Annotated in this window: 10 protein-coding genes; 7 read left to right on the top strand and 3 right to left on the bottom strand. The window is 37.6% G+C overall.

Going from position 1 to position 15144, the window contains the following annotated elements:
* Positions 1-65 precede the first annotated feature (65 nt).
* Together lpdA and AC3FI7_RS05565 are read left to right on the top strand one after the other, a co-directional pair.
* The gene (lpdA, locus tag AC3FI7_RS05570; protein ID WP_142722833.1) at positions 66-1469 is read left to right on the top strand and encodes a dihydrolipoyl dehydrogenase; all 1404 of its coding nucleotides are present in this window, start codon (positions 66-68) and stop codon (positions 1467-1469) included.
* A 117-nt stretch (positions 1470-1586) separates the two neighbouring features.
* Positions 1587-2453 carry a proline and serine-rich protein 1 family protein gene (locus AC3FI7_RS05565; RefSeq protein WP_491461605.1) on the top strand — a complete coding sequence of 289 codons (867 nt, stop codon included), beginning with the start codon at positions 1587-1589 and terminating at the stop codon, positions 2451-2453.
* 77 nt (positions 2454-2530) lie between these two features.
* Here the strand turns inward: AC3FI7_RS05565 and AC3FI7_RS05560 are convergent, their stop codons facing one another.
* On the bottom strand, positions 2531-2977 hold the full coding sequence (locus AC3FI7_RS05560) for a hypothetical protein (RefSeq protein ID WP_142722835.1): 447 nt from the start codon (positions 2975-2977) through the stop codon (positions 2531-2533).
* Positions 2978-3114: 137 nt separating this feature from the next.
* Between AC3FI7_RS05560 and AC3FI7_RS05555 the strand changes: the two genes are divergently transcribed.
* A complete protein-coding gene (locus AC3FI7_RS05555; RefSeq protein WP_343658616.1) occupies positions 3115-3939 on the top strand; it encodes a CvfB family protein in 825 nt (274 codons plus the stop codon).
* Positions 3940-3969: 30 nt separating this feature from the next.
* On the opposite strand, the gene AC3FI7_RS05550 is transcribed toward AC3FI7_RS05555, so the two are convergent.
* The gene (locus AC3FI7_RS05550; protein WP_491461604.1) at positions 3970-7878 is read right to left on the bottom strand and encodes a DUF7948 domain-containing protein; all 3909 of its coding nucleotides are present in this window, start codon (positions 7876-7878) and stop codon (positions 3970-3972) included.
* A gap of 178 nt (positions 7879-8056) precedes the next feature.
* Between AC3FI7_RS05550 and AC3FI7_RS05545 the strand changes: the two genes are divergently transcribed.
* From AC3FI7_RS05545 to AC3FI7_RS05530, 4 genes are all read left to right on the top strand, one after another.
* Positions 8057-8650 carry a TetR/AcrR family transcriptional regulator gene (locus AC3FI7_RS05545; protein WP_491461603.1) on the top strand — a complete coding sequence of 198 codons (594 nt, stop codon included), beginning with the start codon at positions 8057-8059 and terminating at the stop codon, positions 8648-8650.
* A gap of 86 nt (positions 8651-8736) precedes the next feature.
* Positions 8737-10104 (top strand): TolC family protein, encoded by a 1368-nt coding sequence (locus AC3FI7_RS05540; RefSeq protein WP_343658614.1) that lies wholly within the window; start codon positions 8737-8739, stop codon positions 10102-10104.
* A gap of 6 nt (positions 10105-10110) precedes the next feature.
* Positions 10111-11172 (top strand): efflux RND transporter periplasmic adaptor subunit, encoded by a 1062-nt coding sequence (locus AC3FI7_RS05535; RefSeq protein ID WP_291896839.1) that lies wholly within the window; start codon positions 10111-10113, stop codon positions 11170-11172.
* A 7-nt stretch (positions 11173-11179) separates the two neighbouring features.
* The gene (locus tag AC3FI7_RS05530; protein ID WP_142722841.1) at positions 11180-14368 is read left to right on the top strand and encodes an efflux RND transporter permease subunit; all 3189 of its coding nucleotides are present in this window, start codon (positions 11180-11182) and stop codon (positions 14366-14368) included.
* A 289-nt stretch (positions 14369-14657) separates the two neighbouring features.
* On the opposite strand, the gene AC3FI7_RS05525 is transcribed toward AC3FI7_RS05530, so the two are convergent.
* Positions 14658-15104 carry a KTSC domain-containing protein gene (locus tag AC3FI7_RS05525; RefSeq protein ID WP_491461602.1) on the bottom strand — a complete coding sequence of 149 codons (447 nt, stop codon included), beginning with the start codon at positions 15102-15104 and terminating at the stop codon, positions 14658-14660.
* Between the last annotated feature and the right edge of the window lie 40 nt (positions 15105-15144).

Genomic DNA, 15144 nt, shown 5'->3' with positions numbered 1-15144 from the left:
TGGTAATTTATATGTAAATTTGTGAGAATTAAGATAGATAATAATAAACAAATTCATACAATAACATGAGTCAATTCGATGTTACCGTAATAGGTTCCGGTCCCGGTGGTTATGTTGCTGCGATCCGTGCAGCACAGTTAGGTTTCAAAACAGCAATTATTGAAAAATATTCAACTTTAGGCGGAACTTGTCTTAACGTTGGATGTATTCCGTCAAAAGCGCTTCTTGACAGCTCTGAGCATTTCGAAAATGCAAAACATAATTTTGCAGGTCACGGAATCATCATCAATGAGCCGCAAGCAGACATTGCCAGAATGATTGAGCGTAAAAACGAAGTAATCAAGCAAAATACAGACGGAATCAGCTATCTGATGAACAAAAATCAGATTACTGTTTTTGAAGGAGTAGGAAGCTTCGAATCTGCCACTCAGATTAAAATCACAAAAAAAGACGGTTCTTCTGAAACCATAGATTCTAAATATACCATCATTGCAACAGGTTCTAAACCATCTACACTGCCTTTCATTACTTTAGACAAAGAAAGAGTGATCACCTCTACGGAAGCTTTAAACCTTAAAGAAATTCCTAAGCACTTAGTGGTAATCGGAGGTGGAGTTATCGGTCTTGAACTGGGTTCTGTATACCTGAGATTAGGAGCACAGGTTACTGTTGTTGAATTTATGGATAAAATCATCCCTGGAATGGATGGAGCTTTAAGCAAAGAATTGACTAAAGTTCTTAAAAAACAAGGAATGAAGTTTATGCTTTCTACGGCTGTTTCTGCCGTTGAAAGAAACGGAGATACTGTAAAGATCACTGCTAAAGATAAAAAAGGAGAAGAGGTAGTAGTAGAAGGAGATTACTGTTTGGTTTCTGTAGGTAGAAAGCCTTATACAGATGGTCTTGGACTTGAAAAAGCAGGAGTGGAGCTTGATGAAAGAGGAAGAGTAAAAGTAAACGACCACTTACAGACTAATGTTGCTAATATCTATGCGATTGGTGATGTTATCAAAGGGGCTATGCTTGCTCATAAAGCTGAAGAAGAAGGAGTTTTTGTTGCTGAAACATTGGCAGGACAAAAGCCGCACATTAACTATAACCTGATCCCTGGTGTTGTTTATACATGGCCGGAAGTTGCAGGAGTAGGTAAAACTGAAGAGCAGCTGAAAGAAGAAGGTGTAGCTTACAAAGTAGGATCTTTCCCAATGAGAGCTTTAGGCAGAAGCCGTGCAAGTGGCGATGTTGATGGTCTTGTTAAGATTATTGCAGACGAAAAAACTGATGAGGTTTTAGGGATGCATATCGTAGGAGCAAGAGCTGCAGACCTTATTGCAGAGGGAGTAATTGCTATGGAATTCCGTGCAAGTGCTGAAGATATCGCAAGAAGTTCCCATGCTCACCCAACATATGCAGAAGCAATCAAAGAAGCTGCATTGGATGCTACAGCGAAAAGACCTATTCATATGTAATATCTGATTAAAGGATTTAATCATTAAATATTAAAAAATTAAAGCTGTTTCTTATTGAAGCAGCTTTTTTTACTGCTTTTTGGCATAAAAATGGAGATGGTTTTAAAAATTTCAAGTATGAAAAAGATTTTTATCGGCTGGATGTTTGTAGCAGGGATTAGTTCATTTGCGCAGGAAGCAGGAAAGGCAGGAGAATTATTAAAAAATGAGGCCTCTACAACGGAAATGAAATCTCCCAAAAGTTCAAACGAAAGAAATAAAACTTTCGATGGAGTGAGAGCCGGAAACAATACGATGCCTCAGAGAAGTGGAAATGAAAATAGAATAAAAAATCCAAATTATCAGTGGAACAGAAATTATGGCTATGCAGAGGTTTTTCTCAGAATTCCTGAGCAAGGCTTTTTTACTGTTGAAGTGGGAGATCAGATGATGGCCAATGGTTCCGGGAAATACAGGTTCTTTGATTTGCCGGCAGGGAGAATGCCTATCTCAATATATGAAAATGGTTTTCTGATTTACAGAACAACACTGATGCTTCGAAATAACAGCAGAATGGTCCTGGATTTTTTCACCAATGAAGGTTTATACCTTCTGGATTCTTATCCTGTTCAAAATCAATATGGCTTTAATGACTGGAATGATATCTGGAATAACCCTTACGGAAATCAGCCGGGAGGCTGGTCTTATCAGGGAAATGTAATGGATACCCATTCTTTCCGCCAGTTTTTTGATAGGATGATGAGCAATGAGAGTTTTGATGATGGAAAAATTAAGATGATCAATCAGCAGATGCGTACATCAATGTTTACTTCTGCACAAATAAGAGATCTCGTAAAAGCTATCAGTTTTGATAATAAAAAATTGGCTTTGGCTAAATCTATGTACCGTAATTGTGCAGATAAAAACCGATATTTTCTGGTGTATGATGCTTTTGATTTTGAAAGCAGTAAGCGGGAACTGATGGATTATATTTCGAATTTATAAATATTCAATAGAAACGGGCTAAGTCCGTTTTTTCAACAACCAGATTCATTCAGGCTTCATCCAAATAGAATCTTTGACTACATGACTTTCATTTTATCATAAAATTTAGAAGTTTTTGGAGCAATATTAAACTGCACTCCAAAAGTTATTCCTTTAAAATATTTTTCTTTATGAATAGGAAAAGCATATCCGGTATTGAGAAAAATCGCATTAAATAACGAAAAACCTATTCTCGGTTCCAGTGAATACGGATTAGCTGATGCTCCAAACATCAGTCCGAAGCGTAAAAAGTTAATATTGACCTCCGGAATAATTTTATCGGATTGATTAACTCTGGTGTAAAGAATAGATGGCCCAACAATAATGGACCCGTCATAGGTTTCACCCAATCTGTATTCTAATCCTGCCTGCAGCACATTTCTTCCGGTGTATCGGTATGAAATATTCAATGCTGTTTTCTCTAATAGCTGAGCTTTTGAAAAGATAGCGGAAAGAAGCAGAGGCAGGATGAAATATTTTTTCATGTTTCGTTTTTTTATTCAAATATACAGGTTTTACAAGCTTTATTAAAGGCCAAGGCAGGGTATCAAAAGATTATAATGGGATTGACTAGGTTGGCATCTTCAAATTTCCGTACCTTTGTGAGCTAATTTTATCATCAATGCAACTCGGAAAAACTCAGACTTTAACAATTTCAGAAAAAATTAATTCAGGATGGATCCTCGTGGACGAATCAGGTGAGAAAGCTTTTTTGCCTAAAATCTTCATTCAGGAAGAAAAAGAAACAGGCGAAGAGATTGAGGTTTTTGTATACCAGGATGACGATAAATTAAAAGCAACTACTGAAATTCCTTTGGCTGAAGTGGGAGAATTTGCAGTAATGAGCTGCGTACAGAGCCTTCCAAGCGGAGCTTTTATGGACTGGGGAATCATTAAAGACTTATTCATTCCTTACAAGCAGCAGAAAACCAAAATCATCGAAGGAAAAAGATATCTGGTCTATATTTATGTAGATGAAGATATGGAACTGATCACCGGAACCACAAAATTCAAAAGAAACCCTCAGTATGATGAACTTCCTTTCAAAAAAGGTGACAAAGTAGATCTGATTATGATGAATGAAAGTGAGTTGGGCTGGAATGTGATCATCAACAAAAAATATATCGGCTTGATCTATGCTTCAGACGTTTTCAAAAAGCTGTATCCCCTGTCAGAAGAAAAAGGATACATCAAAACAATACGTGAGGACGGAAAAATAGACGTTTCTTTACAGCCGGAAGGTTTTGAGAATATTGACGAATTCAAACAGAAAATTCTGGACAGACTGGAAGAAAACTACGGACTCCTGTATGTGTCTGATAAATCTTCTCCTGAAGAGATCAAGGACGAACTTCAGATGAGTAAGAAAAACTTCAAAAAAGCGATCGGAGGGCTTTATAAAGATAAGATCATCGATATACTGGAAGATAAAATCAAATTATTATAAAAAAACGAGCAGAAATTTCTGCTCGTTTTTTTATCGGTTCTTGATCAGAAGCCATCCGTTGTAGATTCTTCCATCAGAAACTTTTATGGTATACCAGTAATTTCCGGTAGAAATAGGCTGGGAATCATATTTTCCGTCCCATTGGAAAGGTCTGTGTTTAATTGTTTCCTTATAGATTACTGCACCCCTTCGGTCATATAAACTGATTTCCGTTCCCGGATAGTTTTCTAATCCTGCGATTCTCCAGGTGTCATTCATTCCATCACCGTTAGGACTTATTGCATTAGGAATATTGAAAATTGAGAAGTTTTTCTGTCCAATAATACATCCGGATTTTGTTCTTACATACACCGTATATTCTCCCATGTTCAAATGAGTGAAGATATTAGAATCCTGCCATGTAAAATTATCTAAAGAAAACTCATAGTTTCCGCTCTGTGAAAGCATAACTGTAGCTGTATTGTTCGTAATATTCACAGAAACAATATGGGCTAAAACGGAGTAACTCACCTGAGCAGAGCTTGTGTTTTCACATCCAAAGATATTAGTCACTTTCACAGTATAAGTTCCCGGAGTGGTTACGGTGATTGTTGGGGTTGTTGCTCCTGTATTCCACTCATAAGATTTAAATCCAGGTCCTGCATCCAGAATTACAGATTTTCCTTCGCAGAAATCAAGCTTATCAGGAAGCTGAACAAAAGGTTTTGGATTAAGGGTAAGGTTTAATCTTATCACCTTAAAACATCCGTCAGGAGTGGTTACTTTTACAAGAATGAGTGTTGTTCCTACGTTTAAAATATAGGCTGAGGGATTGGATATAGCATTTCCTGCAGCATCTGTGTAAGTGAAAATATAAGAACCCGGGCTATTAATAATACTTCCTTCATAAGAGTGAAGATTAATGATCATAAAATTTGAAGTTGTAGTATTACACTGTACCTGTGTAATATCTTTTGCAGGCACATTATCTGTGGATAGAGTTACTGTAATCGCCAGTTTTTCAGATTCACAATTGTTTAATGTCTGCGTTACAAAATACGTTTGTCCATTGACAAGAAGTGTTGTCATTGGGATCACATTTCCTGCAGCATCATAAAATTTAAGTGAAGTTCCTGTTACGACAATTTTTTCCAGGGTAGGGTTGGCCGAAGCACAGAAATCCTGATTCGCATTTGCTGTCGGTTTAGGAGTTGTATTTACTGTTGCCTGGATAGCAGTTTTATTACTTTCACACCCGTTAATGGTCTGAGATGCATAATACGTCTGCCCATTGATAAGAGCAGTTGCAGCTGATAAAATATTGCCTGTGGCATCATACCATTTGATATTCTGACCTGTGATCTGAATGTCAGAGATCTTTGGATTATTGGTGGCACAGAAGGTTTGTTGGGTGTTTGTGGTTGTTGGAACAGCAGGAGAGACTACAATTATATTCTGATTTTGAGTCACAGTATTTCCGTTTCCATCGTTATAGGTCCAATGGATGATATAGTTTCCTGGGATGGAATAGGATAAAGGATCTGTTGTTGTTGCTGTAACAGTTCCTGCACAGTTATCTGTTGCAGTAGGAAACCCCGTAATTGTCGTATGACAGTCCCCTGTAATATCAGCCAGAGTAGTAATATTGGGAATAGGAGCGATATTGTCACCCACAACAACGTTTACTGTGAAAGTACCATCACAGGCGCCGGATCCTGAGACCTGGCATGTATATGCACCGGCATTGGCTGCTGTTGCATTGGGTATTGTTGGGTTTTGCTGATTGGAAGTAAAACCATTAGGCCCTGTCCAGTTATATATTGTTCCTCCTGTCGCGCTCAGCTGAAGCATACCGTTAGGGCATACGGGAGAATTAGACGTCACAACAGCAGTTGAAGTGCAGTCCTGAAACTTAGCGATAAAAATGTCGTTTCCGCCTCCTGGTGATTGTTGAAAAGTTCCTGGTGTAGCAATGCCGGAGGTATTTCCGCCTGACATTCCGGCAAGGTAAATAGCGCCGTCATTATCTTTTGTAACTTCACTTTGTTGTGTGGCTCCATTTCCTGTATAATAAGTTCCCCATTCTTTTACATCATTCTGGTTATATTTAATTAGGAATGAAGAAATATACATTGCAGGTATTCCCATATAGGCTCCTGGAGTTGATATGTCTGATTGTCCGCTTGAATGCAGTCCGGTAAAGAAAACGTTTCCGGAAACGTCGGGATATGCTAATAGCTGGGGTTCACCTGTGAAATTGAAATAATTTTTTGTAATAGTATTGTTGGCCAGGTTTACCCTCCAGATGCCTGGTTGTCCCAAAGGAAAAGCGGACGTAGAATATTTCCCCGGCAAAATTAAAGTATTATTTACAATCCTTGCTTTCCATATAAGTTCTGATCCTGCATTGCCATAATAGCTTGAACGCAGGATGGTATTGCCTGATTTTGAAAGCTGTATATAGAGTCCGTCTGATTCACCGCCTTTTACAGGTTGAAAAGCATTAACCATAGGAATTGTTGAAGATTGCGTAGCACCAATGATTTCAAGATTGTTATTCGAAGAGAAAATCTGAAAAACTGAAGTGGAACCATCGCTGCTCCCCAAATAAGTTGCCCAGTCAACACTACCGCTTGTTGAATTTAAAGATGCTAAAATTCCATCTGTGTATCCGATAGGAGTAGACTTTGCAGGTTGCATAGCGTTAACAGTAGGGAAATCAGCGCTAAAGGAATGCCCTCCAATATAGACGTGGTTTTGATTATACGAAACTGAATAAAGCTCACTTTGTCTGGTAGAAACGAACTCTTTTTGAAAAGCAAGGCCACCATTACTATTAAATTTTACTAAAATAATATTTTCATTATATGGCCCTCTCTGAACTCTTCCTCCAGCATAAATGTTAAAGCTTTCATCAAAATCTACATCGCCAAAAACATCTGTCATTCCAAAGCCATAATAGGTTCCCCAAAGTTTTTGCCCATTTTTTGTGAGTTTCATCAGAAATGCATCAAGTCCGCCGGCAACATTTTGCTGATAAGTTCCGCTAGTAGCAAAGTTTGTCGTACTATTTGTGGTTCCAAATAAATAACCGGTACTCTCAATATCTGTTTTTATCCTGCCATAATCATCACCAAATCCTCCCGCATAGCTTCCCCATATTCTTGTGGGTACAGGATCTATAATCATTATTTTATCAGAAGTATTTAATGGGGTGTTAAACCCGAAAGTCTGATCACCAAGATCTTTAAAAGAAACATCAATGCTTGTTTTTGTATTTCCCAAAATCCAGCTGTTAGGAATATTTTCATGCATTTCCCCAAAACGAACATTCATAGCTAGTTTTCCATCTTTTATCAAAGTAGGGGCACCGCTAAATTTCATTTTAATATCTGAAATTTTTCCACCAGGATTGATGATGAAGTTATACTCAATGGGTTTTAATGTATCATTGGGTTTGAAGAATACCAAATCAATATGAGGATATATATTCTTATAGCTGATTTTTTGATATCGGTGAACATTCGTAATACCTTTTGAGTTTTCCGGTAGATTATAATAATTTTCGTAATCAGGTGATTTCCCTTCAGGTAAAATAGTAACTTTTTTATTTGAATTGATAAGCTCAATGTCTATTCTGTGAATTAATTTTTCATAAATGTACTGATCTATATCAGATGGCGTTGGCGTTGGAACTGTATTTTTTGTTTTTTTTGAAAAATCAGGATTTAAGGTTTTCTTAGTTTCATAAATATCATAAGAAAAACCATTAGAACGCAGCTGTACATTCAGGCCATTAGAGTGAAAAAGATATTTCACATCATTATTTTCTTTGCCATTCTGATCTATAATTTGCCCTCTGTTTTCATAAAAGTGATAGAAATTGTTTTTAGAAATCTTCTTCTGTGAAAATAGAAGTGCTATGCTCAAAATGGAGAACAGCGAAAGAATTTTCTTCATCGGTTATTAATTTTTGCGGCAAAGATATAAAAATAGACTTCTTGTTAAATAATAAGTAATCGTAAACTTTGATGCAGGAATATGACGGATGTCATAACTTTTTTGTTTAATTTTTTTGTTTAACAATTTTGTCAAAAATAATTTTTAATATAAATTTGCACAAATTTGTTTAACAAAAATGTCAAATCAAGCAAAAAAAGACCAAACACAGGAATTGATCAAGGAGACAGCGAAGAATTTGTTCTTTGTGAAAGGAAAATTTGATGCTACTACGCAGGAGATCGCAGATGAAGCAGGAGTGAACAGGACCCTTATTAATTATTATTTCCGTTCGAGGGATAAGCTTATTCAGATCATCTTTGATGAAGCACAAAGAGTAGAACAGGAAAAGTCGAAGATTATTCAGGATTCTGATCTGCCTTTTAAAGAAAAGATCAGTAAATTCATAGAAAGCAGTCTTTCTACAAGTCTTCAGTATCCGTATCTGGAAACCTATATTGTATCACAGATTAATAAAGGGACTGGCCATCACAGGGAAATTGAGGAAGATATCCTGAATGAAATGTATCGTGATATCGAAAAAGAAATGGAGTTGGGAAATATAGAAAAAATGGAACCGGTTCAGTTCATTCTGAATATGGTCTCACTGTTGGTATTTCCAAGTGCTATACGCCCATTATTGATGGAGAATCTGTTAATTAATGATGAGGAATATGATAGGATTATTTCTGAACGAAAAGAGATTATTATCAATATGTTGTTTAAAAACTAAAAAAAACTAAAGTATTTCTGATAGTGATTCGTCAAATAGAAATAAATAATGAATGATTAAATAAAAAATAAACGAAGTATAAAATTATGAATAGAAAACGTATAACTGCTACAAAGCTAAAAATTGGGATAGCTTCAGCATTTATGATTTTCGGCTTTTCATTGGTGTCCGCCCAGCAGCAGGTTTCCCTGCAGGAAGCAATCAAACAGGCACTCCAGAATAAGGCAGAAGCTAAGAAAGCTGCTTTACAGGTTAAAAAAGCCGAATACAAGATTGATGAAGCCAGGGCTGGTGCTTTGCCCCAGATCAGTGCAACAATAAGCAATACTTACAATCCTATTTTACAGAAATCTGTTCTTCCCGGAGAGGTTTTGGGAAGACCAGGAGAGCTTATTCCGGTTGCTTTCGGAACAAAATGGCAATCTGTAAATGTAGTAACACTTAATCAGAATATATTTGATCAGAGAGTTTTCATCGGTCTTAAGGCGGCAAAATCAACAAGAGAATTTTATCTTTTAAATTCCGAATTGACAAATGAACAGATCATTGAAAATGTTGCTACAGCTTACTATCAGGTATTTGTTCAGGAGGAGAATCTTAAAACGGTAGAAGAAAGCTATGCCAATACAGAAAGGGTAAGGAATGTAATCAAAAGTTTGGTGGATAATGGCTTGGCAAAGCCAATCGATTTGGACCGTACCAACGTTCAGCTTACCAATATAGGTTCTAATAAGCAACAACTGATCAATGCTGTTGAGGTTTCAAAGAATTCATTGAAGTTTTATATGGGAGTTCCCATTGATACGGCTATTGAGCTTGAAGAGAAAACAATTGTACCGAATCCTCAATTGCTGGATACCAATGTGAATCTGGAGACCCGATCTGAATTAAAAGTTTTAAATAAACAAAAAGAACTTCTGGAATATAATAAAAAGGCAACAATTGCCAATCTTTACCCTACTGTAGGCCTTTCTGCCAACTATGGCTGGCAGGGTTTAGGAAATAAATTTCCTTATACTTCAGGATCAAGCCAGGGCACCAATTGGGGAGATTATGCTTCTGTTGGGCTGGCAATTAAAATTCCGATTTTTATGGGAGGATCTACTAAAGCCCAGATTCAACAGGCTGAAATTGACATTCAGGATTTAGATCAGGATATCCAAAATAAAAAACTGAACCTAAGCTTAGATTATAAAAATGCAATTTCCAATATGGAAAATGCAATCATCAATATTCAGAGCATGAAAGATAATGTGGACCTGGCAGAAAAAGTGCAGAAAAATACCCAGTCTAACTATCAGTATGGTTTAGCAACACTTACTGAAGTATTGGATACTGAAAACGCTCTTACACAGGCCAAACAGAATTATGCAAATGCATTGCTGGATTATAAGCAGGCTGAAATTAAGGTCATCAAAGCAAAAGGAGAGTTAAACACATTACAAAACCCATAATAAACAATGAAAAAAACTTTAATATATATCATCGTAGCAGCTGTACTGGTAGGGTTAGCCGCTTACAAGATCGCTGGTAACAAAGAAAAACAGACTCAGGAAGTAAAAGAGGTTGCCAAGCAGGTAGATAAAATCAATGTTAATATTGTCACAGTTACAAGAGAAAATATTGATACAGATTATTCAGCAAACGGAACTTTCATTCCTAAGCAGGAGATGAACCAGTCTTCTGAAATCTCAGGACGTATTGTCAGCGTTTTGGTAAAAGAAGGTTCCAGAGTAGGAGCAGGACAGGTATTGGCAACCATAAAAAGAGATGCTATCGAAGTAGATGTTACCCAGGCTCAGAATAACTTGCAGAATGCTATTATTGATAACCAGCGCTATGAAAACGCATACAAAACAGGCGGAGTTACAAAACAACAGCTTGATAACTCAAGATTACAGCTTAAGAATGCTCAGGCTGCAGTAAAAGCTCAGGGTGTAAAAGTAAATGATACAAGCATCCGTGCAGGAATCAGCGGTACGATTAACAAGAAAATGGTTGAGCCGGGAACCGTTGTTTCACCAGGGACAGCAATGTTTGAAATTGTTAATATCAACAGCTTAAAACTTTCTGTTTTAGTAGATGAAAGCCAGATCGGAAAAATTCAGTTAGGTCAGGAAGTTCCTATTAAAGTAAACGTTTTACCTGAAGATTCCTTCGTAGGAAGAATTACATTTATTGCTCCTAAGAGTGATGCTTCTTTGAATTTCCCTGTTGAAATCGAAGTTCAGAACAAAGGGAACCTTAAAGCCGGTATGTATGCAACGGCTAAATTCAGTACCAACAACGGTGCAGAAACTCAGAATATGCTGACCGTTCCTGCCGAAGCGTTTGTAAATGGAGTAAGCTCAGGACAATTATTCGTTGTTCAGAATGGTGTTGCAAAATTGATCAAAGTAACCATCGGAAAAGTTTACGGAGATAAAGTTCAGGTTTTAAGTGGATTGAATGGTGGAGAGCAGGTGGTAACCAGTGGACAGATCAACCTGGACAACGGATCTAAAGTAAACATTATAAAGTAGAACGTTTATGAAGTTAGCAGAAATATCGATTAAAAGACCCTCGCTGGTAATTGTATTATTTACAATTCTGACGCTGGGAGGTATCCTGAGTTATACGCTCATGGGATACGAATTGATTCCGAAGTTTGAAACCAATATGGTAACGATTTCTACGGTGTATCCTGGAGCTTCACCTGCAGAGGTGGAAACATCCGTGACCCGAAAGATTGAAGATGCCGTAGGTTCCCTGGAAAACGTTAAAAAAGTAGAATCTTCTTCATACGAAAGTCTATCCGTAATCATGGTTCAGCTTAATGATGGTGCTGATGTAGACTATGCCCTGAACGATGCTCAGAGAAAGGTAAATGCCATTCTTGCAGATCTTCCGGATGATGTGAAAGCACCTTCTCTGAATAAATTCTCCTTAGATGATTTACCGATTATCACCATGAGTATTTCATCTGATAAACTGAATAGTAAGGATCTTTATGACTTATTGGATAAAAAGATTGAACCTATTTTCTCCCGTGTAAACGGTGTGGCTCAGGTTGATCTTGTGGGTGGACAGGAGAGAGAAATTCAGGTGAATCTCGATGAGAAAAAATTACAGGGGTACGGGCTTTCAATAGGAGACGTACAACAGTCAATCCTATCATCAAACCTTGACTTCCCTACAGGGAGTCTGAAAACAAGAACTACAAAATCTACGATCAGATTATCCGGTAAATATAAATCGGTTGCGGAAATGAATAATCTGGTAGTTTCCAATAAAAACGGAGCCCAGGTACGTTTATCTGATATCGCCACTGTTTTTGACTCTCAGAAAGATGTGGAAAAAGTAGCGAGATTCAATCAGTTTCCGACCATCCTGATGCAGGTTAAAAAACAATCTGATGCGAATGCGGTATCAGTATCTGAAAGTGTTCAGAAAACCATTAAAACAGTAGAGGAGGCTTATAAAGTTCAGGGTGTAAAAGTAAAAGTAGTAAACGATACAACAGACTTTACCCTTGAATCTGCAAACCACGTTATTTTCGACTTATTCCTGGCGATTATTCTCGTGGCAATTGTAATGCTATTATTCCTTCACAGTATCAGAAACGCATTTATTGTAATGGTTTCTATCCCGGCTTCACTGGTAGCGGCGTTTATTGGAATGAACCTGATGGGATATACCCTGAACCTGATGAGCTTACTGGGGCTGTCGCTCGTGGTAGGTATCCTGGTAGATGATGCGATCGTGGTACTGGAAAACATTTACCGTCACATGGAGATGGGGAAAAGTAAAATCAGAGCGGCTTATGACGGAGCTTCGGAGATCGGATTTACCGTTGCTGCGATTACATTGGTAATTGTCGTAGTATTCTTGCCAATTGCAATGAGTTCAGGTTTGGTTGCCAATATTCTTGGACAGTTCTGTGTTACTGTAGTTATTGCAACATTGTTATCATTATTAGCTTCATTTACCATTATCCCCTGGTTATCATCAAGATTCGGTAAGCTGGAACATTTGACAGGGAAAAACTGGTTTGAAAAATTCATTCTTTGGTTTGAAGGCTTAATTGATAAGTTTACGCACTGGATTACTGGTATCCTTGAATGGTGTCTTAAAACCACATTAAGAAGAATTTCAACTGTAGTGATCACATTCATTATTTTATTGAGTTCATTCATGCTGGTAGCATTCGGATTCATTGGAGGTGAATTCTTCCCGCCAATCGACCGTGGTCAGTTCCTGGTACAAATGGAGCTGTCAAAAGATGCCACTGTTGAAAAAACAAACCAATTGACATTAGATGTTGAGAAGTTTCTGAGAAATGATAAAGATGTTGTAGACCTTATTACAACAGTTGGACAGCAGTCGACAGGTTTTGGTGGTGCTCAGGCAACAACTTACCAGTCTGAGGTTCAGGTGAACTTAACTGATAAATCTGAACGTTCTGAAAGTACCAATATCAAAGCTGCGAAAATAAAAAGACAGCTGGAAGAGAAATTCACAGGAGTTGAATTCAAAACAGCTCCAATCGGTATTTTAGGTGCTGAGAATGCTCCAATCGAAATGGTAGTAACAGGTCCGGATAATGCAACCGCAGTAAAAGAAGCAACAAGAATCTTGGAGCTATTGAAAAAGGTACCTGGAGCTGTAGATGCTGAATTATCAACAGATACGGGTAGCCCGGAGGTTCAGGTAAGTATTGACAGAGATAAAATGGCTTCTTTGGGGCTAAATCTTTCAAGTGTAGGACAGACCATGCAGACTGCATTCAACGGAAATACTGATGGTAAGTTCAGAGCCGGAGAATATGAATATGATATCAATATCCGTTTCGGAGATGTGAACAGACAATCTATTGATGATGTTAAAAACCTTATGTTTACAAACCCTCAGGGACAGCAGGTTCGTCTGAGCCAGTTTGCCGATGTGAAAATGGGTTCAGGACCAAGCTTACTGGAACGTAGAGATAAATCTCCTTCTGTAAAAGTAAGAGCGAAAGCAGTAGGTAGACCAGTAGGGGATGTGGCTAATGAATGGGCAGATCAGTTCATGAAGAGCGACAAAAAACCTGTAGGAGTTGATTATATCTGGAGTGGTGATATGGAGAACCAACAGGAAGGTTTCGGTACCTTAGGAATTGCTTTACTGGCAGCTATCGTATTGGTATACCTGGTAATGGTTTCACTGTATGACAGTTTCGTATATCCTTTTGTAGTATTGTTCTCAATTCCGTTAGCGATGATCGGGGTAATGGTGATTCTTGCTTTAACAGCCAACTCACTGAATATCTTTACTATGTTGGGTATGATCATGTTGATTGGTCTGGTAGCGAAGAATGCAATCCTTATCGTTGACTTTACGAATGCGAGAAAAGCGGCAGGGGCCAATACTCACGATGCCCTTGTACAGGCTAACCACGCTCGTCTTCGTCCTATCCTGATGACTACCATTGCGATGATCTTTGGTATGTTACCAATCGCATTGGCAAGTGGGGCAGGAGCCGAATTTAACAAAGGTCTTGCATGGGTAGTAATCGGTGGTTTGACATCATCACTATTCCTTACATTGATCATTGTACCGGTAGTATATTCATTATTTGACTCTCTTTTAAGAAGAATGGGACAACATAAGAAAGTGGACTACGAAGCTGAAATGAAAGCAGATTATGTACACAGAGAACTGAATGAAGACGGATTTACTCCTAAGCATTTGGATAAATAAATTAAACCTTTAATTAATCTAAAAGCCGTATCATTTTGATGCGGCTTTTTTGTTGGTCAATGATGAAAGATTGATGTCATAGATTTTGGCTAAAGCTGTTGAATGACATTTGCAATTCTAAATGGGCTAAAGCCCATTTCTATTGATGATTATTTTACATAAAGAAAATATTCAATAGGAGCGGGCTTTAGCCCGCTTGATTCTATAACATTCATTATTCGGCTTTAGCCAAAACATAAAAAAGCTTCCAGTAAAACTGGAAGCTCTTATATATTGTAATGTAAAAAAATTAATCTGCCATAGCCTCTCCGGACTTTCTATAAACGAAGTTTCCGTAGATGTGTCTTCTTGCAAAACGGCTTGGGGAATCAGCATTGACCATTTTGATATAGGTATTTCTTGGAACTCCCATATATTCATACATATTTCCGTTCAGATGCTGAACGGTCAAAATTGATTTTTCAAGATAAAAATCCTGAATGTTAGACTTTGTAATGGTTTCTGTATACTCTTCTTTATACTTTTCCTGGGTTTCCGGGTTAATGCTTACCAGAAAATGGTAGGCCTCAATCACAGACTTACTTTTTTCTTCAGCTTCAATTTTTCCTGCTTCGTCATTAATAAATTTATCAGGATGGGTATCTTTCATCACATTTCTGTAAATGGTCTTTAATTCTTTTAAAGTAACATTTTTATCTACTCCAAGAAGTGTTCTGTGCTCACCAATTTTTTTCATATCTCTAACCCTTATTTTCGGGGTGCGAAATTAAGCAATT

Source organism: Chryseobacterium sp. TQ-BC-N36 (genome assembly GCF_058382295.1).
This window is presented reverse-complemented; position numbering and strand designations above follow the sequence as displayed.

Coding starts and splice junctions, on each gene's coding strand:
- AC3FI7_RS05525 (WP_491461602.1), bottom strand. CDS start 15,104: ATGAAAAAAATTGGTGAGCACAGAACACTTCTTGGAGTAGATAAAAAT.
- AC3FI7_RS05555 (WP_343658616.1), top strand. CDS start 3,115: ATGCAACTCGGAAAAACTCAGACTTTAACAATTTCAGAAAAAATTAAT.
- AC3FI7_RS05565 (WP_491461605.1), top strand. CDS start 1,587: ATGAAAAAGATTTTTATCGGCTGGATGTTTGTAGCAGGGATTAGTTCA.
- AC3FI7_RS05560 (WP_142722835.1), bottom strand. CDS start 2,977: ATGAAAAAATATTTCATCCTGCCTCTGCTTCTTTCCGCTATCTTTTCA.
- AC3FI7_RS05545 (WP_491461603.1), top strand. CDS start 8,057: ATGTCAAATCAAGCAAAAAAAGACCAAACACAGGAATTGATCAAGGAG.
- AC3FI7_RS05540 (WP_343658614.1), top strand. CDS start 8,737: ATGAATAGAAAACGTATAACTGCTACAAAGCTAAAAATTGGGATAGCT.
- lpdA (WP_142722833.1), top strand. CDS start 66: ATGAGTCAATTCGATGTTACCGTAATAGGTTCCGGTCCCGGTGGTTAT.
- AC3FI7_RS05535 (WP_291896839.1), top strand. CDS start 10,111: ATGAAAAAAACTTTAATATATATCATCGTAGCAGCTGTACTGGTAGGG.
- AC3FI7_RS05550 (WP_491461604.1), bottom strand. CDS start 7,878: ATGAAGAAAATTCTTTCGCTGTTCTCCATTTTGAGCATAGCACTTCTA.
- AC3FI7_RS05530 (WP_142722841.1), top strand. CDS start 11,180: ATGAAGTTAGCAGAAATATCGATTAAAAGACCCTCGCTGGTAATTGTA.